At 75.5% G+C, this 24,129-nt stretch carries 24 protein-coding genes; 11 read left to right on the top strand and 13 right to left on the bottom strand.

Annotation, left to right across the window (positions count from 1 at the left end; all coding sequences use genetic code 11):
- Positions 1–62 precede the first annotated feature (62 nt).
- The 6 genes from lanKC to OSB71_RS02910 form a co-directional block, all read right to left on the bottom strand.
- Entirely contained in the window at positions 63–2,729 is a 2,667-nt protein-coding gene (gene lanKC / locus OSB71_RS02885; protein ID WP_265943782.1) for a class III lanthionine synthetase LanKC, read from the bottom strand.
- 574 nt (positions 2,730–3,303) lie between these two features.
- A complete protein-coding gene (locus tag OSB71_RS02890; RefSeq protein ID WP_265943784.1) occupies positions 3,304–3,672 on the bottom strand; it encodes a hypothetical protein in 369 nt (122 codons plus the stop codon).
- A 408-nt stretch (positions 3,673–4,080) separates the two neighbouring features.
- The gene (locus OSB71_RS02895) at positions 4,081–4,269 is read right to left on the bottom strand and encodes a hypothetical protein (RefSeq protein WP_265943786.1); all 189 of its coding nucleotides are present in this window, start codon (positions 4,267–4,269) and stop codon (positions 4,081–4,083) included.
- A 260-nt stretch (positions 4,270–4,529) separates the two neighbouring features.
- Complete coding sequence (locus OSB71_RS02900; protein ID WP_265943787.1) at positions 4,530–5,378, bottom strand: helix-turn-helix domain-containing protein; 849 nt, start codon at positions 5,376–5,378, stop codon at positions 4,530–4,532.
- A gap of 4 nt (positions 5,379–5,382) precedes the next feature.
- Positions 5,383–5,910 carry a DUF6879 family protein gene (locus tag OSB71_RS02905; RefSeq protein ID WP_265943788.1) on the bottom strand — a complete coding sequence of 176 codons (528 nt, stop codon included), beginning with the start codon at positions 5,908–5,910 and terminating at the stop codon, positions 5,383–5,385.
- Positions 5,879–6,121: a hypothetical protein gene (locus tag OSB71_RS02910; protein WP_265943789.1), complete on the bottom strand. Its 243-nt coding sequence runs from the start codon at positions 6,119–6,121 to the stop codon at positions 5,879–5,881. Before OSB71_RS02910 ends, OSB71_RS02905 begins: the two co-directional genes overlap by 32 nt.
- A gap of 567 nt (positions 6,122–6,688) precedes the next feature.
- Between OSB71_RS02910 and OSB71_RS02915 the strand changes: the two genes are divergently transcribed.
- The 3 genes from OSB71_RS02915 to OSB71_RS02925 all read left to right on the top strand — a co-directional run bounded on the left by OSB71_RS02915 (position 6,689) and on the right by OSB71_RS02925 (position 9,180).
- Positions 6,689–7,012: an antibiotic biosynthesis monooxygenase family protein gene (locus tag OSB71_RS02915; protein ID WP_265943790.1), complete on the top strand. Its 324-nt coding sequence runs from the start codon at positions 6,689–6,691 to the stop codon at positions 7,010–7,012.
- A 223-nt stretch (positions 7,013–7,235) separates the two neighbouring features.
- Positions 7,236–8,156, top strand: coding sequence for a serine/threonine dehydratase (locus OSB71_RS02920; RefSeq protein ID WP_265943792.1), 921 nt, complete (start codon positions 7,236–7,238; stop codon positions 8,154–8,156).
- Between the two features lie 103 nt (positions 8,157–8,259).
- Positions 8,260–9,180: an NADP-dependent oxidoreductase gene (locus OSB71_RS02925; RefSeq protein ID WP_265943794.1), complete on the top strand. Its 921-nt coding sequence runs from the start codon at positions 8,260–8,262 to the stop codon at positions 9,178–9,180.
- Between the two features lie 178 nt (positions 9,181–9,358).
- On the opposite strand, the gene OSB71_RS02930 is transcribed toward OSB71_RS02925, so the two are convergent.
- A complete protein-coding gene (locus tag OSB71_RS02930) occupies positions 9,359–9,982 on the bottom strand; it encodes a DedA family protein (protein WP_265943853.1) in 624 nt (207 codons plus the stop codon).
- Between the two features lie 175 nt (positions 9,983–10,157).
- On the opposite strand from OSB71_RS02930, the gene OSB71_RS02935 reads away from it, so the two are divergent.
- The gene (locus OSB71_RS02935; protein WP_265943796.1) at positions 10,158–10,757 is read left to right on the top strand and encodes a superoxide dismutase family protein; all 600 of its coding nucleotides are present in this window, start codon (positions 10,158–10,160) and stop codon (positions 10,755–10,757) included.
- A gap of 135 nt (positions 10,758–10,892) precedes the next feature.
- Here the strand turns inward: OSB71_RS02935 and OSB71_RS02940 are convergent, their stop codons facing one another.
- On the bottom strand, positions 10,893–11,570 hold the full coding sequence (locus OSB71_RS02940) for an HNH endonuclease family protein (RefSeq protein WP_265943798.1): 678 nt from the start codon (positions 11,568–11,570) through the stop codon (positions 10,893–10,895).
- A gap of 625 nt (positions 11,571–12,195) precedes the next feature.
- On the opposite strand from OSB71_RS02940, the gene OSB71_RS02945 reads away from it, so the two are divergent.
- A complete protein-coding gene (locus OSB71_RS02945; RefSeq protein WP_265943800.1) occupies positions 12,196–12,774 on the top strand; it encodes a TMEM165/GDT1 family protein in 579 nt (192 codons plus the stop codon).
- A 4-nt stretch (positions 12,775–12,778) separates the two neighbouring features.
- Here OSB71_RS02945 and OSB71_RS02950 read toward each other — a convergent pair whose 3' ends face one another.
- The gene (locus OSB71_RS02950; protein ID WP_265943802.1) at positions 12,779–13,495 is read right to left on the bottom strand and encodes an HAD-IA family hydrolase; all 717 of its coding nucleotides are present in this window, start codon (positions 13,493–13,495) and stop codon (positions 12,779–12,781) included.
- 387 nt (positions 13,496–13,882) lie between these two features.
- Between OSB71_RS02950 and OSB71_RS02955 the strand changes: the two genes are divergently transcribed.
- From OSB71_RS02955 to OSB71_RS02965, 3 genes are all read left to right on the top strand, one after another.
- Entirely contained in the window at positions 13,883–15,985 is a 2,103-nt protein-coding gene (locus tag OSB71_RS02955; protein ID WP_265943804.1) for an MDR family MFS transporter, read from the top strand.
- A 146-nt stretch (positions 15,986–16,131) separates the two neighbouring features.
- Positions 16,132–17,247, top strand: coding sequence for a choice-of-anchor A family protein (locus OSB71_RS02960; protein WP_265943806.1), 1,116 nt, complete (start codon positions 16,132–16,134; stop codon positions 17,245–17,247).
- 56 nt (positions 17,248–17,303) lie between these two features.
- Complete coding sequence (locus tag OSB71_RS02965) at positions 17,304–17,858, top strand: hypothetical protein (RefSeq protein WP_265943808.1); 555 nt, start codon at positions 17,304–17,306, stop codon at positions 17,856–17,858.
- A gap of 72 nt (positions 17,859–17,930) precedes the next feature.
- Here OSB71_RS02965 and OSB71_RS02970 read toward each other — a convergent pair whose 3' ends face one another.
- On the bottom strand, positions 17,931–18,902 hold the full coding sequence (locus tag OSB71_RS02970) for an NADPH:quinone oxidoreductase family protein (RefSeq protein ID WP_265943810.1): 972 nt from the start codon (positions 18,900–18,902) through the stop codon (positions 17,931–17,933).
- A gap of 281 nt (positions 18,903–19,183) precedes the next feature.
- Between OSB71_RS02970 and OSB71_RS02975 the strand changes: the two genes are divergently transcribed.
- The gene (locus OSB71_RS02975) at positions 19,184–20,026 is read left to right on the top strand and encodes a nuclease-related domain-containing protein (RefSeq protein ID WP_265943812.1); all 843 of its coding nucleotides are present in this window, start codon (positions 19,184–19,186) and stop codon (positions 20,024–20,026) included.
- Here the strand turns inward: OSB71_RS02975 and OSB71_RS02980 are convergent.
- Positions 19,961–20,569: a flavoprotein gene (locus OSB71_RS02980; RefSeq protein ID WP_265943814.1), complete on the bottom strand. Its 609-nt coding sequence runs from the start codon at positions 20,567–20,569 to the stop codon at positions 19,961–19,963. The genes OSB71_RS02975 and OSB71_RS02980 overlap by 66 nt on opposite strands.
- Before the next feature lie 592 nt (positions 20,570–21,161).
- On the opposite strand from OSB71_RS02980, the gene OSB71_RS02985 reads away from it, so the two are divergent.
- Positions 21,162–21,482, top strand: a complete 321-nt coding sequence (locus tag OSB71_RS02985; protein ID WP_265943816.1) for a hypothetical protein — start codon at positions 21,162–21,164, stop codon at positions 21,480–21,482.
- A 139-nt stretch (positions 21,483–21,621) separates the two neighbouring features.
- Here OSB71_RS02985 and OSB71_RS02990 read toward each other — a convergent pair whose 3' ends face one another.
- On the bottom strand, positions 21,622–22,110 hold the full coding sequence (locus OSB71_RS02990; RefSeq protein WP_265943818.1) for a hypothetical protein: 489 nt from the start codon (positions 22,108–22,110) through the stop codon (positions 21,622–21,624).
- Between the two features lie 10 nt (positions 22,111–22,120).
- Positions 22,121–23,569, bottom strand: coding sequence for an NsdA family TPR-like regulatory protein (locus OSB71_RS02995; RefSeq protein WP_265943820.1), 1,449 nt, complete (start codon positions 23,567–23,569; stop codon positions 22,121–22,123).
- Positions 23,570–23,732: 163 nt separating this feature from the next.
- On the opposite strand from OSB71_RS02995, the gene OSB71_RS03000 reads away from it, so the two are divergent.
- A partial coding sequence (locus tag OSB71_RS03000; protein ID WP_265943822.1) for a hypothetical protein occupies positions 23,733–24,129 on the top strand: 397 nt, incomplete at its 3' end.

Consider the following 24,129-nt stretch of genomic DNA (forward strand, 5'->3'; position numbering starts at 1 on the left):
GGTTTCTCATCCTTTCTCTGTAGGGACGGGGTTGTGCTTCCTGACCCCTGGCCGGGGCAGGTCTATTGGGGCCGCGAAGGCGGCTCGGGCCGCCGGAGCGGCGGGAGGAACGGCAACCGCACGGGCGCGTCGTGGCGGGCGGCGCCCACCGCGAGCAGGCAGCCGGCGGTGCCGGTGTAGAGGTCCATGGACAGGCGCATCATCTGGTCGCCGGGGAAGGCCAGCCCGTCGCCGTAGGCCATGCCGTACCAGTTCAGGGCGTCCAGTTGCGCGTCGAGGTCGGCGCGGGTGGCGCCGGGCGCGGTGGTGCGGGCCAGGTGCCACACCATTCCGGCGCGGCCCCGGAAGAGGCCGGGCTGGGCGTAGAAGCGGGAGCGGGCGGCCGGCAGGATGGCCTCCCGGGCCCGCTCGAAGTCCTCCTCGCCGGGGCGCAGGGCGAGGTAGTCGTCGAGGACGGCGGCGATGCCCACGCTGCCCGCGCCGAGGTAGGGCATGGTGCGCGGGCCCTCGTCGACGTGCAGCGCGCCGTGCCGGTCGGGCACGCAGCGCTCCAGGTCCCGGCGCAGGGCCTGCGCGGCCAGGTCCAGCAGGCCAAGGTCGCCGGTGCGTTCGTGCCGGCGCAGCGCGAGCAGCGCGGTGCCGCTCGCCCCGTGCAGCAGTCCGGCGCGCGGGATGCGTCCGTCCGAGCCGGCGGCCCGCGCGACGGCGTCGGCGGCGTGCCGCAGCGCCTGGTCGGCGGCGTCGTGCAGCGCCGGGTCGCCGGTGCGCGCGCCCAGGTGGTCCAGGGCGAGGCCGACGCCGGGCAGGCCGCTTTCGAGGTCGTGGCCGAGGCGGTGCCAGCGTTCGGCCAGCACGCGGTCGACGAGCGTGGCGGCGCGCTCGGTGTGGCCGAGCCGGTCCAGCACCAGGGCGACGCCGAGCAGTCCGGTGTACAGACCCAGCGGGGTGCGCGCGGACGGCTGGGCGGTGTGGTCCAGCAGCCACTGCTCGCCGGTCTCGTAGCGCGGGGCGCCGGTCTCGGCGAGCGCGTACAGCACACCCGCGGCACCGTAGGCCAGACCGAGTCCGGCGCCGTCGGCGAACTGGGCGATGTCACCGGGGAAGAGGCGGTCGTCGCGCTCGGGGGTGGCGGAGGCGAGCAGGGCGCGCACCATCGCGTCCCGGCTGCGCGGCCAGTCGCCCGGCGCGGTGGGCACGGCCGGGGCCGTGCCGGGCGCGGACTCCGCGTCGGCGGACGCGGTACCGGCGGGAGCGGGCGCGGGCACGGGGGCCTGCGGCGCACCGGCGCCCTCGCGCGGCACCGCGCGCCCCTCGATCTCGGCGACGGCGTCGTCCAGGAACTCCCGGGGCACGTCGGGGAACTGCTCGCGGATCACCTGTGCCAGATGGGCCGCCTTGCGCCGGTCGACCGCGAGCAGCGTGGTGACGGGCAGGAAGAGCGCGAGCCGCAGGCAGGCCAGGGCGTAGGTGTCGATCGCGACGCCGCGGCGGTCGCCGGGGGCGATGAAGCCGGGGTGTGCGACGGTCTGCCGGGGGTCGTCGGCGATGGGCGCGGCGGCCTCGAAGTCCAGCAGGGCCACGGACTTCTCGTCCGGCGCCACCATGATGTTGAACATGTGCAGGTCGTTGAAGACCAGCCCGCGCTCGTGCACGACGCTCACCGCTTCGGTGACCGCGCGGTGGATCGCCAGGGCCCACTGGGTGTAGTCGGCCACGGCGCGCGGGTCGGGGTCGTCGGCCAGCAGCGGGTGGCGCTGGGCGTAGAAGGTGTTGAGCGGCTGGCCGGGCAGGAAGTCCATGACCAGGAAGCGGTGGCCCTCCAGCGTGAACCAGTCCCGCACGCCGGGTGCCACCTGGCTGCCGGCCAGCCGGTCCAGCGCCGCCTTCTCGCGCTCCAGCCGGCGCACGGCGTCGGCGCCGTCGGCGGCCAGCCCGGCGTCGGGGCGGCCCTCCTTGAGCACGACCTCCTCGCCGGTGCGCGTGTCGGTCCCCGCGTAGACGCCGCCGCCGTTGGAGAAGTGCAGGGCGCGCTCGATGCGGTAGGGCAGGTCGGCGACGGTGGAGGAGTTGCGGGCGTCCAGGTGCGGCTGGAGGAACGGCGGCAGCGTCACCCACTCCGGCACGTGGAAGACGGGGTCCTTGCGGTCGGGCACCAGCTCGCCCCGGCCGTTCTCGACGGCGGGCACGAGCTGCCCGTGCTCGTTGACGCAGTTGCGGGGGGCGAAGCCGCCGTAGCGCACGTACAGCGGCCCCTGGTTCCAGCGCAGGTCGGTCAGGACGTACGGGCCCGGCTCCCCGGCGAGCTGCTCGTCGAGCTCGCGCAGCACCGTGTGGAGCTGCTCCTCGTCCACCGGGTAGAGCGTGACCGCCTTCCCGGAGGTGGCGCGGCTGGCGTACTTGGCGTTGCGCAGGTGCAGCAGGTGCAGGTCCGGCACGAACTTGAAGGGGATGCCGCGGGGCACGCAGTAGTCCCAGACGCGGCCGGCCACGGCGTCGGCGTTGGCCAGCGTGGCGGAGACGTGGACCTTCCAGCCCTGGGCCGGGAACGTGCCCTCGTCCGGGCGCAGCTCCAGCCAGTCGCCGTGCCGTGCGTGGCGCCAGCCGGAGGGCACGGTCCGCCGTGCCGTCCGCAGGGTGGCGTCCCGGTCCCCGGAACCGGCGGAGAGCCGGTCAGGAGTCTCGTAGAAGACCCTGTCCGCCAGGCAGTACGCCTCGTACCGGCTGTCCATCGTCCCCCTTCGGTGGGCTGCGAGCGCCGGACCCCGTCTCGTGCGGGTCACCCGGGGCGGGAGGCCCCGGTGCGGCGCGACACAGACGTTTCCATCCCGGTGCGTAACGGAGTAGTCACGGGTGTCATGAAGGAGGTGTGAAGAATGCACACACGACTCCCCCACGGACGGGTCAGTGACAACGCGTGCGGAGCGCTTTACCGCACGTGTCCGCGCGGGCGACAGTGGTGTACGTCGGACGCGCCCCGCCCCGCACCGGCCCGGCGGCGCTCCCACGCCACGTCGGCCCGAGGCCCCACGGCCCGCGCGACCTGTCCGAAGGGCGGCACCCGGTGCTCGCCCGGGACGGCGGAGACCACACCGGCGACGCGGCACCGCCCGGCGGCCGGTGCCGCGTCGCCGACCGGGGCTGCCGGGGTGGCCGGGGTGGCCGGGGTGGCCGGGGTGGCCGGGCGGGGGCCGATGTGCGGCAGGATGAGGGCATGAGCATCGTGAAGGTCACGGTGTCGTCACCTGACACACAAAAGATTCGGCGGGAGACCGTCAGGGGCTCGACTCGCGAGACTCCCGCAGCTCACGGCCGCTCGGGGCAGACCGTGCCTGCCCGCGGGCACGTCAGCAGGGTGCGTACCACGAGCCGCCCGGAGGCCGCGTAGTACCCGACGTAGACGTCCGCCCGGCGCTCCAGGCAGTTGTACGCGTGCGCCAGATGGACCGACACGGGCAGTCCGCCAGGCGTCTCCGCGAATGGCGTCACCTCGTCGGCGAGCCACCGGTATGCCGTATCCACGTCGACGAACGCCCCGTGGTGGAGTGACGCCGGCTTGCGGAACCAGTCGTTCAGATCGTTCGGCATCACAGCGGCGTTGACGTCACGGGTTTGGCTGTCCGGGGGCCGCTCGTGTCCGGTCCACGCGTACGCGTGCCAGTGGATGTCTGCCATGAGTCCTCCACAGAGTGAGCCCGGCACCCCTTCGTCCACAGGGAGCCGGGCAGAGTGCTACCTACGGCACGCGGTCACTGACGGCCGCAGCCATCACCCCCTCCACAGTCCGGGTTCTCCGGGGGCGGCGTGGGGGCGTCGGTGTCGGGACTCGGGTCAGTGGGCTCATACTGCAAGGGCATGCACGCGTCCTCTCTCCGTTGAGTGGCGGTGTGGTGCTCAGCCCGGGGAGGATGTGAGGGCCTAATCTCCAGTCCTCCCCGGGCGCTGACGCGCTGCCTCAGCCCGCGCCAGGTCACGCCCCTGCCTCGCCCTCGCGGCGGGTGCTGGCGCCGTGTCGGGGCGGACGGGGCAGGGGCAGCCCCGCTCCCCGCGTGGGTTGCCGATCTCGCGGCGGGGAGCGGGCGTTCAGTGGCGACGGCGTCCGGTGTGGTGCGCTCGGATCTCGACGTTGAGATCCGTCACGGCGCTGAGGTCTCCGCGGGCACGTGCGTCGTCCCGCTGGCGGACGAGAGCCGCACACACGTCGCAGCCGTCGGCCGACTGCGGGTCCTCGACGGGAAGCGCCAGGTGCACCGGCGGGGAGAGCGTCCTCACGGCCGCCTCCCGTGGGCGCCGCGGAGGGAGCACGGAGAGCGGCACGGTACGACCTCGTGGACGGGGACGAGGTACGCGCCCGGTGGCGGAAGCCGTCCCGGGTCCGCCACTAACGCGGGTGGCGTGGCCGACTCGTCAAGCGGCGCGGGTGTCTGGTCCATGCGGAGCCCTTCCCTGTGGGACGTCGTCCTATCGACTTCTCAGGACGGTAGGGAGGGCGAAGCGACGCGGTCTACGACGTTCTATGGAATTCCACGCTGTCACCCGAGTGAGTCAATGGCACCGGTGATCAGCGTGCGTGCGTGCTGCCCGTAGACGGCCATCCTCGCCAGCTCCGCGAAACCTTTCTCGTACTGAGCGATCTCCGTCGGGGCCGTGATGGTCAGCGCGGCGGTCAGCAACTCCACGCCGACCTGTCGGTCATCGAACAAGGTGAACGTCTCCTGCGGCCACATCGAGCGCGTTCTACGGGCGGGGACGACCCCGAGCGACACAGCGGGGAACGCCATTGCGGCGAGCAGATACCCAAGCTGCCCCGCCATCACATCCGGACCACCCATGACGTGGTGGAGTACGGCCTCTTCCACCACGAACGCGAACCGCCGGCCGGGCGCCCGGATGATCTGGTTACGCGTTATCCGGGCCTCGACGGCCTCCGCCACGTCGTCAGGGGTCTCGTCGAACCGCCTGATACTGCCGAGTAGAGCCGTCGCGTACTCGTGTGTTTGGAGAAACCCCGGGATCACGGAGGAGCAGTAGATGCGGAACTGCTGTGTCCGCTCGTACAGCGGAACGCGGGATCGCTGAAGTTGGCGGAGCCCGCTTCGCTGACGGCGGCGCCACTCGACGTACAGAGACTCCGCGGTTCGGGATGCTGCGATCAGGTCGGGCGCCTGGTCTTCCGCGCCGCACGCCCGGCACCACGCCCGGATGTCGTCGTCGGTCGGCGGTGTGCGGGCGTTCTCCAGGCGGGATACCTTGGACGGCTGCCATCCCGACGCCGCCGCCACCTGTCGTCCCGTCATCCCGGCGTCGAGACGCAGGTCCCGTAGGCGCGCGGCGACGGCGTCACGCGCGGCCTGAGCGCTGTGAGGCGGGACGACGGGCATGCGCCTACGGCGTGTAGTTTGCGTGTGGTACGGCGCGCTCCCAGACGGCGTCGAACGCCGCCGCATGGCGAGCGACCACGTCGGGGTCGTCTTCGAGGGACTGGCCGACCAGCTCCCCGTTACCGCTGAACATCCCGTACCGGATCAGGCGGTCGTCGAAAATCCACAGGTCGTTGCCCGGAAGTAGAAGGTCCGACGCTTGCGAGCGGGGCAGCCATCGTACGTCCTCCCCCGCCTCCACGTTCCGGTACGTACATGCGTACTCGTGGAGGATGTACTCACTCAACGGCTCGGAGACAACGCGCGCACGGCGAACTGTCACGCCCCGGTGGACGGCGTCGACGACCGCGTCGTGGAACGCTCCCCACCACTCTTCCCGGGGCCTGTCGCGCGGGTCGTCACCGGCCCTCCAGGCGCGGAACTCCTCGTCCTCACTCGGAATCGCGTACCCGTCCCGGGTCTCCAGGTGAACGGCTGTCCGCGTGCACGCTCCCAGCAGTTCAGCGAACGGCGGAACCGTCTGCGACGTCACACGCCCTCCTCAGCGCTTCGACCATGCGTGCGGGGAGCCGCACGACTCCCTCTGTGTCCGGGATGGAGCCGACGCGCTTGCACTCCTCCACGGTGGCGGCGTCGGCCCACCAGCCTTGCACGACGATGTCGCTCGTCTCCTCGTCCACCCACACCGACGGACAATGATCCTCTTTACTTTCCGGGTCTTTCGCGATGAACCCTAGCGCCATGGCCCCTCCCGTCCCCTCCCCGAAGCACCCAAGTTGCGCAATGTTCTACGACCATCCCGCCGACGAGGCACGGAGTCAAGGCCCCCGGGCGACGGCTCGGGAGGCGCTCTCGTCCTGCGCCGGACACGACTCGGGCCCGTAATGCCAGCGCCTGGGCGGATTCCGGTCGCCGGGTCCAGCGCTCCAGCACAGCACGCTCGTCATCGGCCGACGGCAGCGGTTCCGGTTCGGACCACGACACGGCACCGGCACTCCGGCACTCCGGCAGAAGAACTCGTGCAAGAGCACAACGGCATCGACCTGGCGAGCGCGTACGGCCGCCGTCATCGCCCCGCATCGCGGCCGGTGGACGTGAGGGGCCCACCTCGACTCACCGACGTCCGCGACTGGCTCCTGGTGTCACCCCGCCCGCGGGCGGTGGTCAAGGGTGCGCACTCGCGTCGCTGAGCCTCCGGGGCCGCTTCGCTGTCGTCTTCTGGACGCTTGTCCTGACGGATGGAGGACCCTGCTCGCACGCGGTCCGAATCAGGCCGCCGGGCGGGGGCCGATGTGCGGCAGGATGAGGGCATGAGCATCGTGAAGATCAACGTCCTGTCCGTACCGGCCGAGCAGCGGGAGGTGCTGGAGCAGCGGTTCGGCGCCCGCGCCGGCACGGTGGAGAACTCCGACGGCTTCGAGTGGTTCGAGCTCCTGCGCCCGGTGGAGGGCACCGACCAGTACCTGGTCTACACCCGCTGGCGCGACGAGGAGTCCTTCCAGGCGTGGATGGAGGGCCCCATGAAGGCCGCCCATCAGGGCGGCGACGGAGAGGGCCGGCAGCGGCCCGCCGCCGCCGGCTCCACCCTGTGGTCCTTCGAGGTCGTCCAGCAGGCCGCCCCGAAGCAGTCCTGAGCCCGCGGTGCCTCCCCGCCGCCGCACCCGGCGCGGGGAGGCACCGCCGCTCCCCCGCACCGCCGCTCCCCCGCGCCGCCGCTCCCCCGCGCCCGAGTCGGCCGGGCGGCGGTGCCCGGGGCACGGCGGACGGCCGCGCGGAGGGCGGGTGGCAGCGCGCCCGGCGCCCGGCGCGGCTCCGGGCGCTGGCGCCGCGCCCCGGGCGGCGCGCAGCATGGTCCCCATGACCGCCTCCGCCCTCGTGCCGACCGCCGCGGACGTGCGGGCCGCCGCCGCCCGCATCCGCCCCCACGCCCGCCGCACGCCGCTGCTCGACGTCGAGCTCGACGGCCGCCGGGTCCTGCTCAAGCTCGAACACCTCCAGCTCAGCGGCTCCTTCAAGCTGCGCGGCGCGCTGAACGCGCTGCTGTCAGGGCCGCGCGACGCGCACGTGGTGGCGGCCTCCGGCGGCAACCACGGCCTGGCCGTCGCCACCGCCGCCGCGCTGCTGAAGGTGCCGGCGACGGTGTACGTGCCCGAGACGGTGCCGGAGTCCAAGGCGCGGCGCGTCGAGGCCGCGGGCGCGCGGCTGGTGCGGCACGGGGCGACGTTCGCCGAGGCCGCGGCGCGCGCCGCCGAGGCCGCGGCGCGGCCCGGGCACCGCTTCCTGCACCCCTACGACGACCCGGCCGTCGTCGCCGGCCAGGGCACGCTCGCCGCCGAGGTGGTGGCCGACGCGCCCGAGGCCGACGCCCTCGTCGTCGCCGTGGGCGGGGGCGGGCTGGCCGCCGGCACCGCGCTGGCGGCGGACGGGCGGCACACCGTCGCCGTCGAGCCGCGGGGGTGCCGCTGCCTGCACGACGCGCTGGCCGCCGGCCGTCCGGTGGACGCTCCGGTGGACTCCGTCGCGGCGTCGGCCACCGGGGCGAGCCGGGTCGGCGAGATCGCCTTCGCCGTGCTGGACGCGCCCGGCGTGACGTCCGTCCTGGCCTCGGACGCGGAGATCCTGGCCGCCCGCGACCGGCTGTGGGAGGAGTGCCGCGTCGCCGTGGAACCGGCCGCCGCGGTCGCGTTCGCCGCCTGGCTGGCCGGACGCGTCCCGGGCGTCCTGCCCTGCGTCGTGGTGTGCGGCGCCAACAGCGACTGGACGCCCGGACCCGCGTGACGCCACGTCAACCGCCCCGCGGGCCGCCACCCGTCCGAGGGGCTGTCGGGCGTACGGTCGGAAGGGCACAGCACGTCACATTCCGTACCGAAAGGCCAGGCCCATGCGCGCCGTCAGCTACGACTCCTACGCCAGCGACAACTCCCGGCTGACCGTCGGCGAGCTGCCCGACCCCAAGGTGGGCCCCGGGCAGGTGCTCGTCGAGGTCCGCGCGGCCGGGGTCAACCCGGTGGACTGGAAGGTGATGGCCGGCGGCCTGGACCCGCTGATGGACGCCGTCTTCCCGGTCATCCCGGGGTGGGACGTGGCCGGGGTGGTGCGGGCCGTCGGCATGGACACCCCCGAGTTCGCGGTGGGCGACGAGGTCATGGCCTACGCGCGCAAGGACGTGGTGCACGCGGGCACCTTCGCCCAGTACGTGGCCGTGAACGCGCCGCACGTCGCCCGCAGGCCCGCCGCGCTGGACTGGGCGGGCGCGGGCGCCCTGCCGCTGGCCGGGCTGACGGCCCTGCGCACCCTGGACCGGCTGGCCGTCGGCCCGGACGACACGCTGCTGGTGCACGGCGCGTCCGGCGGGGTGGGCGGCTTCGCGGTGCAGATCGCCGTCGACCGCGGCGCCCGGGTCATCGGCACCGCGTCCGCCGCCAACCACGACTACGTGCGCTCCCTGGGCGCCACCCCGGTCGCCTACGGCGAGGGGCTGACCGACCGGCTGCGGGAGCTGGCCCCCGACGGGGTGGACGCGGTGGCCGACTACGTCGGCGGGCAGGTGGACACCACGCTGGCCGTGCTCGCCCCGAAGGGGCGGCACGTGTCGGTCGTCGACGGCGCCGTGGAGGAGCACGGCGGCCACCTGGTGTGGGTGCGCCCGGACGGGGCGGCGCTGACCGAGCTGGCGGGCCTGGTGGAGCGCGGCGCCGTCACCGTGGAGGTGGCGCGGGCGTTCCCGCTGGAGGAGGTCGGGGCCGCGTTCGACGCCGGCCGCGGCGGCCACAGCCCGGGCAAGCTCGTCATCACCCCGTGACGGCCGCCGACGCCGCGGGGCCGCCACGCCGCGTCGGCGCGCGGCCGGTCGCCGAGGGCCGGCCTCCTCGGCGGCCGGGACGCGGCCGGGTGGACGCGGCGGGCGGCGGCACCGTCGGCGTCGACGCCGGCCCAGCCCGCGGTCGGCTCAACCCCAACCGCCTCAGCCCACGGCCGCCTCAGCCCACGGCCGGGTGCGGCCTGCGGCGCAGCAGGAAGGCGGCCAGCGCGCCCGCGCCGGCCAGCGCGGCCAGGGACAGCGCCGTCCCGCCCCAGGTGACGCCGAACAGCCGGCCGCCGAAGTAGCCCAGCGCCACGCTGTACCCGGCCCACAGCAGCCCGGCCGTGGCCGACCAGGGCAGGAAGTCGCGCGTGCGGCCCCGGGCGGCGGCGGCCGCGAAGCTCATCACCGACCGCCCGGCGGGCGCGAACCGGGCGAGCAGCACCAGCGGGCCGCCGCCGCGGACCAGCACGTGGCCGAGGCGCTGCTGTGCCGTGGTCAGCCGCCGGGAGCGGGCCAGCGCGGAGGCGAAGCGGCGTCCGCCGTACCGGGCGAGGCCGAACGCGGCGAGGTCGCCGAGCACGGAGGCGGTCGCGGCGCACAGCAGCAGGGCGAAGACCTCGGGCAGTTGAGCGCCGCCGGGACCGGCCAGTTCGGCGGTGGCGGCGGTGGCGGCGGTGGTCGCGGTCACCAGCAGGACACCGCTGGGCAGCACGGGCAGGAAGACGTCCAGCAGCACCGAGAGCACGATGAGGACGTAGACCCACGGCTCGTAGACCAGTGTCCCCAGGGTTTCCAGCACCGTCACTCCCGTCCGGCTCCCCCGAGGGAGCGGCTACCGCCGTACAGCGTACGCCGCCTCCCCCACACGGTTCGCGCGGGTGGGTACGGCGGGGCGCCGGAGGGCGCGGGGCGCGTCCGGGCGGCACAGTGTGACGGCAGCGCTGAGGAAGCAGACGAGTCGAGGGAGTACGCGCATGATGACAGGTCCGGCGACGGCGGCGCTCGCGACGGCGCTCGCGGTCCTCCCCGCGGCGGTGGCGCACGGCGGCACCGCCGCCGACGGGGCGGCGGGCGAGGCCGCGCCCGGGCAGGCGTTCACCGCCGCGGCGTTCGCCCCGGTGCGCGACGGCCGGGTGCCGACCGCGGTGACCTACGCGCCCGAGCTGGTGCCGCCGGGCGCGCGCGTCGCCGTCCACCAGCGCGTCGGCGCGGCCGGGACGACGGTGGCGCTGCACGTGAGCGGCGTGGCGCCGCACCGGACGTACGGGGCGCACGTGCACACCCGGCCGTGCGGCCCCGACCCGGCGGACGCGGGGCCGCACTACCAGAACGCGGTGGCGCCGGACCGCCCCTCGGCCGACCCCGCCTACGTCAACCCGCGCAACGAGGTGTGGCTGGACCTCACCACCGACGCCTTTGGCACGGGGCGCTCCGTGGCCCGCCAGGCGTGGACGTTCCGGCCCGGCGGGGCCCGCTCGGTGGTGCTGCACGAGCACGCCACCCAGCGCGAGGGCGACCCCGGCCAGGCGGGGCCGCGCCTGGCCTGCGTCACCGCGGAGTTCCTGCCGCGCTGAGGACGCGGGGCGGTACGCCGGGACGGACGACGGCGCCCGGCCCGGGGCCACCGCGCCGGGCCGGGCGTCGCGCGTACCGGCCCGGGGCGGGGGCCGAGGGCGTCGGGGCCCGGCGGGCCCGCGTCCGGGGCGCCGTCAGCAGCGGTTGAGGATGCCCGAGAGCGCCGACTTCTCGGCGGAGTCCACCTTCATGGCGTAGTTGTGCTTCACCCACACCCAGGAGCGGGCGTACACGCACCGGTACGCCGAGCGGGGCAGCCACTCGGCGGGGTCCTGGTCGCCCTTGGAGCGGTTGGAGCTCGCGGAGACCGCGATGAGCTGGGCCGCGCTGAGGTTGTTGGCGAACGACCGGCGCTTGGCGTCCGACCAGGTGCGCGCGCCGGAGCGCCAGGCCTCGGCGAGCGGGACCATGTGGTCGATGTCCACCTGGGAGGCGCTGGTGAGCGTCGCGCCGTCGTACGCGGAGTACCAGCGTCCGCTGGTGGCCCGGCACTCGGCGTCGGTGCGCACGCCGGTGCCGTCGCGCTGGAGCACGACCTCGCGGGTGTTGCAGTTGTCGCCCTGCTCCAGCCAGTGCGGGAAGAGGTTGCGGCTGTAGCCGTCCATGGACGCCTCTCCGGCGACGGTCAGCCCGGCCAGCATCGAGCGGGCCTGCGCGGCACTCGGCGGGGTGGGCGGCGCGGCCTGCGCGGCGGGCGCGGTGAGGACGGCGCCGGCGGTCAGGCCGGCGAGGGCGGCGACGAGGGCCGGCACCGAGCGGGCCCGGCGCGCGGCGGGGCGGGACGGGCCGGCGGACGTGCGCGTGCGCTGCATGCGGTCTCCCTGGGGTGGGTGGGGGGACGACGGGACCCGGTGCTCGACGGCACCCCGGGCAACCTGCCGCCGCAGGGTTGCCAACCAAGGTGACGCAGGTAACGGGCCGACGACATGCTCACGTCACTTCACGCCCCGGGCGTACCCCGACAGGTGAGGCACCGTCACCCGGCGCCGGGGTGGGCGGGCTGGTCAGGGCGGGTGCGGGTGCCCCGTCCGGCCGACGGCGCGGGTGCCCCGGCGGCGGCGCCGGGCGGCGCACGGCGCCCGGCGGAACCCCGCCCGCGCACGCGCCCCGGCGCCCGGCGCGACCCGCCCACACGTGCGACCCGCCCCGGACGCACCCCCGGACGACGCCCCGCGCCAGCGGCGCCCGGGGACGTGACCCGGGCCACCGCGCCGGGCGCGGGCACCGGGTAGGGTGGGGCCGTCTGAAGGGGAGTAGCTCTTCGCCGGAACGTCGACACACTGGGCGGTACGCCGCCCCGGCGCCCGGAGCGCACCGCGGGTTCGGCGGGCGCCAGCGAGACCTTCGGCCGCAGTGTCCTTGACCCTGCCGTGCCGAAGCGTGCTCTCCCCCGGGCCCCGTTCGGCGCGGCCCGACCGTACGAGGTAAGTCGTCATCGTGTTCAGCATCACCGTCGCCGCCGTCGTGTTCGGCGTCGTCTTCCTCGCCGAGCTGCCCGACAAGACCGCCCTGGCCGGACTGGTGCTCGGCACCCGCTTCAAGGCGTCCTACGTCTTCGCCGGCGTCGCCGCCGCGTTCCTGGTGCACGTGGCGCTCGCGGTGGCGGCGGGCAGCGTGCTCACCCTCCTGCCCGAGCGGTTGCTCGCCACCGTCACCGGCCTGCTCTTCCTGGGCGGGGCGACCCTGTTGCTGCTGAAGCGCGACGAGCACGACGAGGAGGTGCGGGAGCCGGCCGACCAGTCCTTCTGGAAGGTGGCGGGCAGCGGCTTCACGCTCATCATGGTGGCCGAGTTCGGCGACCTGACCCAGATCATGACGGCGAACCTGGCCGCGCGCTACGAGGACCCGCTCTCGGTCGGCGTGGGCGCCGTGCTGGCGCTGTGGTCGGTGGCCGCGCTCGGCATCCTGGGCGGCCGCGCGCTGATGCGGCGCGTGCCACTGCGCCTGATCACCCGCGTGGCCGCCGCGGTGATGGCCACGCTGGGCGTGTGGAGTCTGTACGAGGCGGTCGCCTGACGCCTCAGCCCGCGGCGGGCGCGGCCCCGGCGACGGTCAGCCGCACGGCGCCGTCCGGGAGCACCTCCGCGCGCAGGTCCGCGAGCGTGCGCACGTGCGCCGCCGGCGCGAAGGCGGCGGCGCGCGCGCCGACGCCGACGACCCGCATGCCGGCGGCGTGCCCGGCGGCGACGCCCGCGCCGGAGTCCTCCAGGACGACGCAGTCGGCCGGGTCCGCGCCGAGTTCGGCGGCGGCCTTGAGGAAGCCCTCCGGGTCCGGCTTGCTCGCGGCGACGCTCTCGGCCGTCACCCGCACGCGCGGCATGCGCAACCCGGCCGCGGCCATGCGGGCGCGGGCGAGCGCGGCGTCCGCGGAGGTGACCAGGGCGTGCGGGGCGTGCTCGATCGCGGCCAGGAAGCGGGCGGCGCCCGGTATCGCCACCACGCCGTCCGTCTCGGCCGTCTCGCGCGCGAGCAGCCGGCGGTTCTCGGCGTGGTTCTCGGCCATCGGCCGCTCGGGGAGCAGCTCCGCCATCGTCGCGTAGCCCTGGCGGCCGTGGACGACGGGCAGGACGTCGCGCGGGTCGAAGCCGTGCTCGCGCGCCCAGTCCGTCCACACCCGCTCCACCACGGCGTCGGAGTTGACCAGCGTGCCGTCCATGTCGAGCAGCAGGGCGCGGGCGGTCAGCGTCGTGCCGCCCCCCGGCTGCGGGGCGGTGGCGGAAGGGGCGGTGTGGGCCATGGCGGGCGGCTCCCGGGTGCACGAGGGAGTGGCCCCGTCCGCCGGTCAGGGAGACCCGCCGTCAGGAGCGGGAACGGACGGAACCACTTTGTTTCTTCACCATACAAAACCGGCCGCCGCAGCGCCAGCCCCCTCGCGCCTCGCTCTCCCGCACGCCCGCTCGATGCGGGCGGGCCGCGTGCGCCGCGGGAGGAGCGCCACACCGCGTGCCGCGCACGCTCCGCGTGGTGCGCACGCCCCGGGCAGGTTCGCCCCGTCGAGCCGTCGCCGCGCCGCCGGGGGCCGCCGGCAGACCGTCGCCGGGCCGCCGACGAGCGCCGCGCGGGGCCCGCCCACCGGGGCGGGCGCCAACAGGACGGGGCGCTCGCGAGGCTTGACGATGGACGCATGACGCAAGCGCCGCCCGCCCGCCCCGGGGACCGCCAGGACAAGCGGACGCTCTACCTGGCGCTGGGCGCGCTGCTCATGGGCATGCTGCTGGCCGCACTGGACCAGACGATCGTGGCCACCGCGCTGCCCACGATCGTCAGCGAACTGGGCGGCATGGACCACCTGTCCTGGGTCGTCACCGCCTACCTGCTCGCGGCCACCGCCGCCACCCCGCTGTGGGGCAAGCTCGGCGACCAGTACGGGCGCAAGAAGCTGTTCCAGAGCGCCATCACGCTCTTCCTGATCGGCTCGGCGCTGTGCGGCGCCGCCCAGGACATGGCCCAGCTCATCGGCTTCCGCGCGCTGCAGGGGCTGGGCGGCGGCGGCCTGATGGTGCTGTCCATGGCGATCGTCGGCGACCTCGTCCCGCCCCGGGAGCGCGGGCGCTACCAGGGGCTCTTCGGCGCCGTCTTCGGCGTCACCAGCGTCCTGGGGCCGCTGCTGGGCGGGCTGTTCGTCGACCACCTCACCTGGCGCTGGGTGTTCTACGTCAACCTGCCGCTCGGCGCGCTCGCGCTGCTGGTCATCGCCGCCGTGCTGCACGTCCCCGTGGGCCGGGAACGGCACCGCATCGACTACCTGGGCACGCTCCTCATCGCCTCCGTGGCCACCTGCGTGGTGCTGGTGACCTCGCTCGGGGGGACGACGTGGGCGTGGGACTCCGCCCCGGTCGCCGGACTCGGGGCGCTGGCCGTCGTGCTGCTCGCGCTGTTCGTCCGGGTGGAGCGCACGGCGCCCGAACCCGTGCTGCCGCCGAAGCTGTTCCGCGTCCGCACGTTCACCATCTGCTGCGTCATCGGGTTCGTCGTCGGCTTCGCGATGTTCGGCTCGATGACCTACCTGCCGACCTACCTCCAGGTCGTGCGGGGCGTCTCGCCGACGCTCTCGGGCGTGCACATGCTGCCGATGGTGCTCGGCATGCTGACGACCTCCGTCCTCTCCGGCCGGCTCATCAGCCGGACGGGGCGCTGGAAGGTCTTCCCCGTGCTCGGCACCGCCCTGACCACCGTCGGACTCCTGCTCCTGCACACCCTGGACGCCGGCAGCGGCGACGTGCGGATCAGCCTGTACTTCCTGGTCTTCGGCCTGGGGCTGGGACTGGTGCTCCAGGTCATCGTCCTGGTGGTGCAGAACGCGGTGCGCTACGAGGACCTGGGCGTGGCCACCGCCGGTGCCACCTTCTTCCGCTCCATCGGCGCCTCCGTGGGCGTGTCCGTCTTCGGCGCCGTCTTCGCCGCCCAGCTCACCTCCCGGCTGCGGGACGCGCTGGCCGGGGGCGCGCTCCCGCCCGGGGTGACGCCGCGGCGGCTCGCGGAGGACCCGCGCGCGGTGGCGGAGCTGTCGGCCGGGCAGCGGGCGGGCGCGCTGGAGGCCTACGCCGGGGCCATCACGGAGGTGTTCCTGTGGGCGGTGCCGGCGATGCTCGTCGCCTTCGTCCTGGCCTGCCTGCTCACCGAGACGCCGCTGCGCGGCAGCGTCCACGCCCCCGACTCCAGCGAGACCCTCGGGCTCAACCCCGTCGAACGCACCTCGCACGACGAGCTGGCCCGGGCGCTGAGCGTGCTGGGCAGCCGCGAGGGCCGCAAGGACCTCTACGCGCGCCTCATCGCCGACGCGGGCCTGGACCTGCGCCCCGCCGCCGGCTGGCTGATCCTGCGCATGTTCCGCGACGGCCACGTCGAACCCGGGCTCCTGGCCGACCGCATGGGCCTGGACCGGCGGGTCGTCCTCGCCGGCGCGCGGCAGGCGGAGACGCGGCACCTCGCCACGCGCGAGGGGCTGCGGCTCACGCTCACCCCGCGGGGCCAGGACGCCGCCGCCCGGCTCGCCCTCGCCCGGGAGAACGCGCTCGCCGCCCTGCTGGGGGACTGGTGGACCCCGGAGCGGCCGCGCGACCTCATTCGGCTGGTGCGGGCGCTCTCCCGCGAACTGGGCGGCTGCGACGCGGAGACGCCGCACGAGGACGGCGCGGAACGCCGCCCCGGCGGGCCGCCGTCCGACGGGGCCCCGGGGGGTCGTGAGCACGGTGACGGCGGGGGCGGTCTCCGGCGGGGACGGTGACGGGCGCCGCGCGTGCGCCGTACGGGCGCCGGGGGCGCGCCCCCGGCGCCCGTCAGCGCTCCGCGCGCATGACAGGTTGGTCACGGATGCGCCGCCGGCCGGCCTGCACTTGACCCGGCCGTCACCGCGTGGCGATCATGCGTGACATGCGGCCCCCCCACCGTCGTACCGCCGCCGTCGCCGCCCTCGTGGCGGCCTCCCTGCTTCCGCTGGCCCTGCCGGGCACGGCGGGGGCCGCTCCGGCCTGCGCGCCGCAGCTCGGCCTGGCCGGCCAGTACACCGAGTTCGTCGCGGGCGACGCCGAGCGCAGCGGCAGCAGCGAGGGCTCCGTCGCCGTCGGCGGCGACGCCGACTTCACCGCGGGCTTCGCCGTCGCCGCTCACCCGGCTCCGCCGCAGGACGCGCCGGGCAACACCACGCTCGTCGTGGGCGGGACCCTGCGCAGCGGCGCGGCGGGCAGCTCCGGGTTCACCGTGCTGGAGCGCGGCACCGCCGTCTACGGCGGGCTCGCCGGACGCCCCCCGGTGCTGAAGTCCGGCGTGAGCGCCACCGAGCGCACCACGCCGCTGGACTTCGCGGCGGAGTTCCGCACCCTGCGCTCCCTCTCCGACGAGCTGGACGCCCTGCCCACCCGGGGCACCGTCACCCGCACCACCGCGGACGGCGCCTCCGTCGTGCGGCTGACCGGTGAGGACGAGGCGCTCAACGTCTTCCCGGTCAGCGCCGCGCAGCTCGCCTCCGCCCGCCGCGTCGTCGTGACCGTCCCCGACGGCGCGACGGCCGTGGTCAACGTCTCCGGAACGGCGTACGCGGGCGCGATCTACGACGTCGGCGACGCGGGCGGCACGCAGCGGGCGGACGACGGCGCCGGGACGGCCGAGCTGGCGCCCAAGCTGCTGTGGAACTTCCCCGACGCCACCGCCGTGGCCAAACCCTCCGGCGTCGACTGGCCCGGCACCGTGCTCGCCCCGCACGCGCACGTGGACCTGGGCACCAGCGGCGCGGTATCCGGCACCGTCATCGCGAACTCCCTCACCGGCGCGGGCGCCGAGACCCGCCAGGCGCCCTTCACCGGGTGCCTCAGAACACCGCTGCCCTCCCCCGACGGCGGCGCCGGCCCGCCCGGCGCCAACGGCGAGGATCTCGCCGACACCGGTGGCCGGGGCCCGGACCACACCCGCGGCCTGCTGCTCGCCGGGCTGGGCGCGCTCACCGCCGGGGCCGCGGCCCTGTGGGTCACCCGGCGCCGCGAGGAGAGCTGACCGCCGGGCGCCACGCCCGGGGATTCACCCGCACGGGCCGGGGAACCCGGCCTGCCATGGGCACCCACACCTCCTCCCCCGACGAGCCGGACCGGCACCCCACCCCGGCCGCTCTGCTCGGCGTCTACCTCAACGACCACCTCACCGGCGCGAGCGGCGGCGTCGACCTGGCCCGCCGCCTCGCCCGGGAGCACCAGCGGCACCCCCACGGCGAGCCGCTGGCCGAACTGGCCGAGGCCGTCGCGGAGGACCGCGCCGAGCTGGTGCGGACCATGCGGCGGCTCGACGTGCCCGTGCGCCGCTACAAGGTGGCCGTGGGCCGGCTGGCCGAGCAGGTGGGCCGCCTGAAACCCAACCGCGCGCTGGTCCGGCGCTCCCCGCTCAGCTCGCTGCTGGAGCTGGAGGGCATGCGGCTGGGGACGCAGGGCAAGGCCGAGCTGTGGTCGACGCTGCTCGTCCTCGCCGACGACCTGGGGCTGGACCGGCGCCGCCTGGAGACCCTCCTCGACCGCGCCCACGAGCAGGCCGACGCCCTCGACCAGCTCCGGCTCCGCACGGCCCGCGAGGTCTTCGGCACCCGGCCCGCCCACGCGGCGGACCACGCCTCCTGACCCCGCCCCGGCCCCCGCGGGGCCGTGCCGGGGAGCGCCCGCGTCCGCGACGCGCGGAGAGCCCGCCCGCGCTCAGCGGAGCCGGAGGACGACCTTGCCCAGCGCGGTGCGCTCCTCCAGCGAGGCGATCGCCTCGGCGGCCCGCTCCAGCGGGTGCACGACGGGCTCCGGCGCGGCGACGGCCCCCGACGCCAGCAGCGGCGCCAGCTCCGCCCACTGCTCGGCGAGGTACTCCGGGTGCTGGAGCCACCACGCGCCCCAGCCGACACCGCGCACGTCCACGTTGTTGAGCAGCAGCCGGTTCACCTTGACGGTGGGGATCTCGCCGCCGGTGAACCCGAGCACGAGCACCCGCCCGCCGGGCGCCAGGGAGCGCAGGGTGTCGGTGAACCGGTCCCCGCCCACGGGGTCGACGACCAGGTCCACGCCCCGGCCGCCGGTCAGCTCCCGCACGGCGTCCCGCCAGCCCTCGGTGAGCACGGTGTCCCCGGCCCCGGCGGCTCGCGCCACCTCGGCCTTCTCCGGGGTGCTCACCACGGCGATGGTCCGCCCGGCGCCCATGGCCCCGGCCAGTCGCAGCGCCGACGTCCCGACGCCTCCGGCGGCACCGTGCACGAGCACCGTCTCGCCCTCGCGCAAACGCCCGCGCAGGCCCAGCGCGAAGTGCACGGTGAGGTCGTTGAACAGCAGCCCGGCCCCGGCGGTCATCGACACGTTGTCCGGCAGCGGGAACGTCATCGACGGCGCGAGGGCGGCGACGTCGGCCATGGCGCCCCCGAACCCGGTGAGCCCGACCACGCGGTCGCCCGGCGCGAAGCCGCAGTCCGCCGGCGCCTCGCGCACCACGCCCGCCAGTTCGCCGCCCACCGTGAACGGCAGCTCCGGCTTGTACTGGTACAGGCCACGCGACAGCAGCGCGTCCGGGAAAGCGACCCCGGCGGCGTGCACCTCCACCAGCACGTGCTCCGCGCTGGTGGGTTCGGCCACCTCGGCGACCTCGACCGCCCTGGGCCCGTCCAACCGCGTCACCCGCACCGCTCGCATACCGGCCTCCACTAAGCGCTTGCTTACCATCGAGTCCGCCCGATGCTAGGCAACCGAGCGGCGCCCAACAAGGCCCCGCTCCCGGACGGCCCCGGCGGGATGGCGCGCGGCGCTGCGTGCGGCGGCCGAGCCGGGCGGCGGAACGGGTCGTGACGGCCGAGGAACAACCTGGCGTGACGGCCGAGGAACAGGGTCAGCACGGCCGCTCCCCCGGTGGCGGGCCGACGCGGCCGCTCCCCCGGGCCCTTGCGCGCGCGCCGCAGCCCTGCTGCCATGGCCCGGTGGACGACGGTCGCGGACTGCGCATCTCACCGTGGCACCGGCACGGGCACGAGCGGCTGTCCGTCAGCCTGCCCGGCGGGGAGCGGATCGCCTGGTACGACCGCCGGAGCGGACGGCTCACCGTGCTGGTCGAGGCCTACCGCGACCAGGCCCTCGCCACGCTCACCCCCTACCTCACCGGCCGCCCCTACCCCTCCGCGCAGACGCCCCCGGACCCGCTCGCGGCACCGCTGCCGCAGGACGACCTCGCGCTCCACCGCCCCGGCGAGACCCCGCGCCGCACGGCCGGCGCGCCGCGTCCCGGCCGCCGCGCCCCGCTCCGGCGGCTCGCCGGTGGCCGCCCGGACGCCGCCCGCGGGCACGCCGACCCGCGCGGCGAGCACGTGGTCGGCGCGGAACTCGAGCGGCTGACCGGCGGCGACTGGTACGTGCTGCACGCCGTCCCCCTGCCGCCCGAGACGGCCATCGACCACCTGCTCGTCGGCCCCGGCGGCGTCTTCTGCCTGCACACCGAACGCCATCCCCGGGCGACGGCCCGGGTCGGCGAGGACCTGGTGCGAGTCGGCCGCCACGCGCACCCCTACGTGCGCCAGGCCCGCCGCGAGGCCGTGCACGCGTCCGCCGTGCTGACCCGCCGCTGCGGCTTCCCCATGCCCGTCCGGCCCGTCCTGGTGCTCGTCGGCGTCCGCAGGCTGACGGTGGTGCCCACGCTGCACGACGTGTGCGTCCTGCGCGATCGCCAGCTCGGCGCCCTGGGCGCGACCGGCGGCGTCCTGTCACCGGCCACGGCCGCCCGCGTCCACGCCGTCGCCCGGGACCGCGCCACCTGGCCCACCACCTGACCCGCCCGGCCCGGCCCGCACCGCGTCCAGCGCCAGGTGCCACGGGTACTCCTCGGCCCGGTTGCCGCCCGCGGGCCGGGGCACGAACCCGTCCGGAGCCCCGTACAGCACGCGCACCCCGGCCCCGCGCAACACCTCCACGCTGCGCGCGAGCTGCGGATGGCTGCCGTACTCGACGCTGACGCACGGCATCACCACCAGCGGCCAGCCCTTGCCGAGCGCCTCGACCGCGTGCCCGGCCAGCCACGTCGGCGTCAGTCCGAGCGCCACCGCGTTCACGGTGTTCAGCGTCGCCGGAGCGACCACCGACACCGTCGGCGGTGGCCACTCGGACGCCTCCCACGGCCGCCGCCGGTCCGTGCGCACCGGGTGCCCCGTCAACTCCGCCCACTCCGGGAGCCGGTCGGCCGTCCACTCCGCCGCCGTGGGCGTCAGCCCGAGACACACCTCCCACCCGTCCGCCTGCGCCGCCCGCACCGCCCGGTCCACGTACTGCACCGGCGGCGCGGCACACCCCAGCAGATACAACACCCCACGCGTCATCCCCCCACTCCACCACACCCGCCCCGGCGCCCGGGAAAGTCACCACTCCGTCGGTACGGGCCTGGGCGCGGGCACAACGGCCAGCGGGCCGAGGCGTCGACGGGGCACTCGACGGCGGAGGCGGTCGCGCCGTCGGCGACAGGCCCGCGCGCGGCGGCGCGGGCGCGCCCTCCGCCGGCCCGCCTCCCGCGCACCACCGGCCCGTGGACGGACCCGACGCGCCGGAGCAGGCCCGCCCCTCACCGGCCTCGCCGCCCCGCCCGGGCCCCGCCGCCCCCTGGCCGCGCGCCGCACGGCACGCGGCCGGGAGACCGCGGCGGGGCCCTCGTCGCCACCGCCCGCGCGGCGTCCGGCCCCGGCCTCACCCTGTGGACCCGCCCAGGCCGCGCCCCGCACCGCCAGGCGCCGAGGAGCTCGCACGAAAGGCCCCCGACCCGGGCGTGCCCGCTCCCACCGGGTCCGGCGCCGCGGACGGCCCAGGGCACTACGGGCACTACGCCTTCCGCCGAGTTGGCGCGGCGCTCCGCTGGCCGTCAAGCGACTGAGTACGCGTACTCATGCCTCCCGCGAGCGAAGACGGCATCCTGTACCCATGGGGGCGGAGACGAAGCGTGCGAACAAGCCGTCGACCGGAGGGAAGGTCGCGGCCGGCCTCGGGCTGGTCCTGCTCGACCTGCTGGCGATCGCCGTGTTCCTGTGGGGCTACCTGATCACCGGGTGGGCCGACAACTGGAGCCAGGACAACGCGCCCGAAGCGCCACAGGCCGCTCGCCAGGCGATGTGGTTCCTGGCCGGCGGCGCGGTGGTCACGGGCGGTGGCCTGCTCGCCCTGGGACGGCGCGCCTACGGCATCGTCCAGCTACTGACCCTGGGCGGCGCAGCGGCGGCGTTCGCCCTCCTCGCGACACTCTGACGCGGCTACCGCGAACCAGACGCGCGGTGGACTCCGCGCTCGCTGACACCGCGGGCGCGAGGTTGACGCCCGGCTAGCGCTCCGAGGCCGCCGTGGCAGGCTGCCCGCGCGGAATCGGCCATACCGCGACGGGGCCGCGTCAGTTGGCGCGCGCGGACCCCTCCGGCCAGACCACGTGCACAGGGAGCCCGGCCTGCTGTGCGGCGACTACCACGTCTGCGGTGCCGCCACCCTTCGCGCCGGGCGGCTGGCCGTTCCACACCGCCACCAGACGCTCCCCGCGCTCCAGCAACACCGCGTTCGCAGCCTCATACGCCTCACGGCTGGCCGTCTCGTAGGGCATCACCACCACCTCGACGGCCGCGTCGACCAGCCGGTCGAAGGTAGGCGCGTGGTCGGGCTTCACCTTCCGCTCCCGGTAGTCCCGCGACGGCACCACAGCCACAAGCTGCCCCCCGGCCTCGAGGACAGCTTCAGCGAACAGCGTGTCCGAGCCGCGCGCGATGCACGACACCCCGACCAGGCCGCCTGCGCCGTGCTCGGCGACGAGCTTCCGCAAGGCGTCCCGCACCAGGAGGACGGTGTGGTCGGTCAGGTCCATGTGTCCTGTCACGGCCAGCGTGGTCACGACGGTCCCCTCAGCTCGACAGCAGGTCGCGGATACTATCCCGCGCCTGCGCGACGCTACGCGACACCCCGCGGCCCACCGTGTACGGGTAGAGCTGCCCGAGCTGCGTGCGGACACGCCCGGACTGGGTGTGACGGGCCGCCTCCACGGCATGCCCCGTGTGGATGACCGCTTCGGTGAGGTCGCCGGAGAGGAAGGAGCACTCGGCAAGCCCGATCCGGTCCAGGGCGTGGCTGCGGGCGGCCTCCGGGCCGCGGCACTTCACCGCTTGCCGAATCTGCGCGGCCGCCGCTTCGGCGTGGGCCGGGTTCTGCCGGGCGAGGTCGAGGAGTCGCCCACCGGTCACCCCGGCAAGTTCGGCGTCGTCGAAGTAGGCGATCCAGTACGGCTCCTTGCCCGGCTCAGCGTCGGCGAGCGCCGCGCGGGCCTGCTCGGTCGCCCGCCGGAATGCGCCGTGCCTGCCCATGGCAGCGTAGGCCCACCCCTCGCGGGTGTGGAGCATCGCCCGGATGCGTGGCCCGATGACCTGGCGGGCGCCGTCCTGAGCGAGCCGTACCAGCTCGAGCGCGTCCTGCGGCCGTTCGCGGTAGAGCATCTGCCGTGCCATGCCTGCGAGGACGTTCGCGCCGAAGAGCAGGTCCCCGCCGGCGTGTGCGGCCCGTAGCGCGAGCCGGTAGTAGTCCTGCGCGCGGCGCTGCGTCCCTGAGTCCCACGCCATCGTCGCTGCGGTGCCGGCGAGCTGGGCCATGACCCCGTACAGCCGCTGCTCGACATGGGGGTCCTGGTGCTCCTCGAGGTGGGCCGCGACTTCGGATAGCTGACCGAGGACGGCCTTGCGGCGCAGCCCGCCGCCGTACTTGTGGTCCCAGCGGCGGAACGCTTGTGCCGTGGTCTCCAGCTCTCCTACGTCCCTTGCGCCGAGCCGTCCGCGCCGGGCCCGGCCGGTCGGCCGGACCCCGGGCCGGAGCCACCCTTCGAGCGGGTCGAGGAGGGGGGCACCGGTGACTGCGGCGGCGGTCAGGGCGCGCGCTGCTGCGCGTCGGTCCATCACGAGATCGCTCCTCGTCAGGTGTACGGCCAGGTGCACGGTGGCGTCGGCACGCCACGGCACGTCCTCGGTCGGCTTCTCACCCGACTGTGGTGGCGGTTGCTGCTGGATGTGCGGTGGCTGTTGCTCCCAAGGGCGGGCAGCGAGTCCTAAGAGGTGACCAGGGATGCTCAGCCCGTCGGCGATCCGGCAGATCACGTCGAAGCTCGTGACCTGCTGCTGCCCGGCGACGATGGTGGAGACTTCGCCGGGGGTGAGCCGGCAGGCTGCCGCGATCCGGTTCTGGGACAAGCCGCCCCACTTCTTGATGAGGGCGAAGGCGGCGGCGAAGTCGTGTTCCGCGAGGGCTCGGCGTAGGTCCTCGCGTTCGAGGACATTGGCGGGGAGCGGACCGGGGGTGGTGGCGTCCATGGGGCCAGCTTTCTGGCGATCTTAGGCACGGACTCTTCCCGTTCCGCAACGTCCAACGACTGTCTTACCGAGACGGTAACCCCCGCTGGTCATCCCGGGATTGGCCGACCGGGCCGAAACTCGGTCACAGGAGCTGTCACCCACTGCGAGCTGAGGGATGCCCGTGCAAACGCACTCCGGAGCGACCCCGACCTGGGCGCCGCCGCCGGGCCCGCGTCCCGAGTACCAGCGGGCCGGGCTGTGGTGGGATGCCGTGCGCGTCCCGGCGCCTCTCGCGCACGCCGTCCTGGGTGCCCTGGACGGCCGCTCCGGCGCTGTCATCGAGGACAGCGTCGACCAGCTCTGCACCTGGCTGATCCCGCCCGGCGCCTCCGCTCTGTGGCCGCGGCTCGACGGTGTCGCGGTGCTCTCCCGGGGCAGCACCGCGATCCTCGTGCCCCCGGCCGGACAGCGCTGGGGCACCCTGCGCTGGCTCACCCTCCCCGACCCGGGCGGCCCGTGGACGGACCCGGACGTACTGGAACAGGCCCTCACCGTCGGCCTCGCCGCCACGGTCGGAC

This window comes from Streptomyces marinisediminis (assembly GCF_026262575.1).
GTDB classification, from domain to species: domain Bacteria; phylum Actinomycetota; class Actinomycetes; order Streptomycetales; family Streptomycetaceae; genus Streptomyces; species Streptomyces marinisediminis.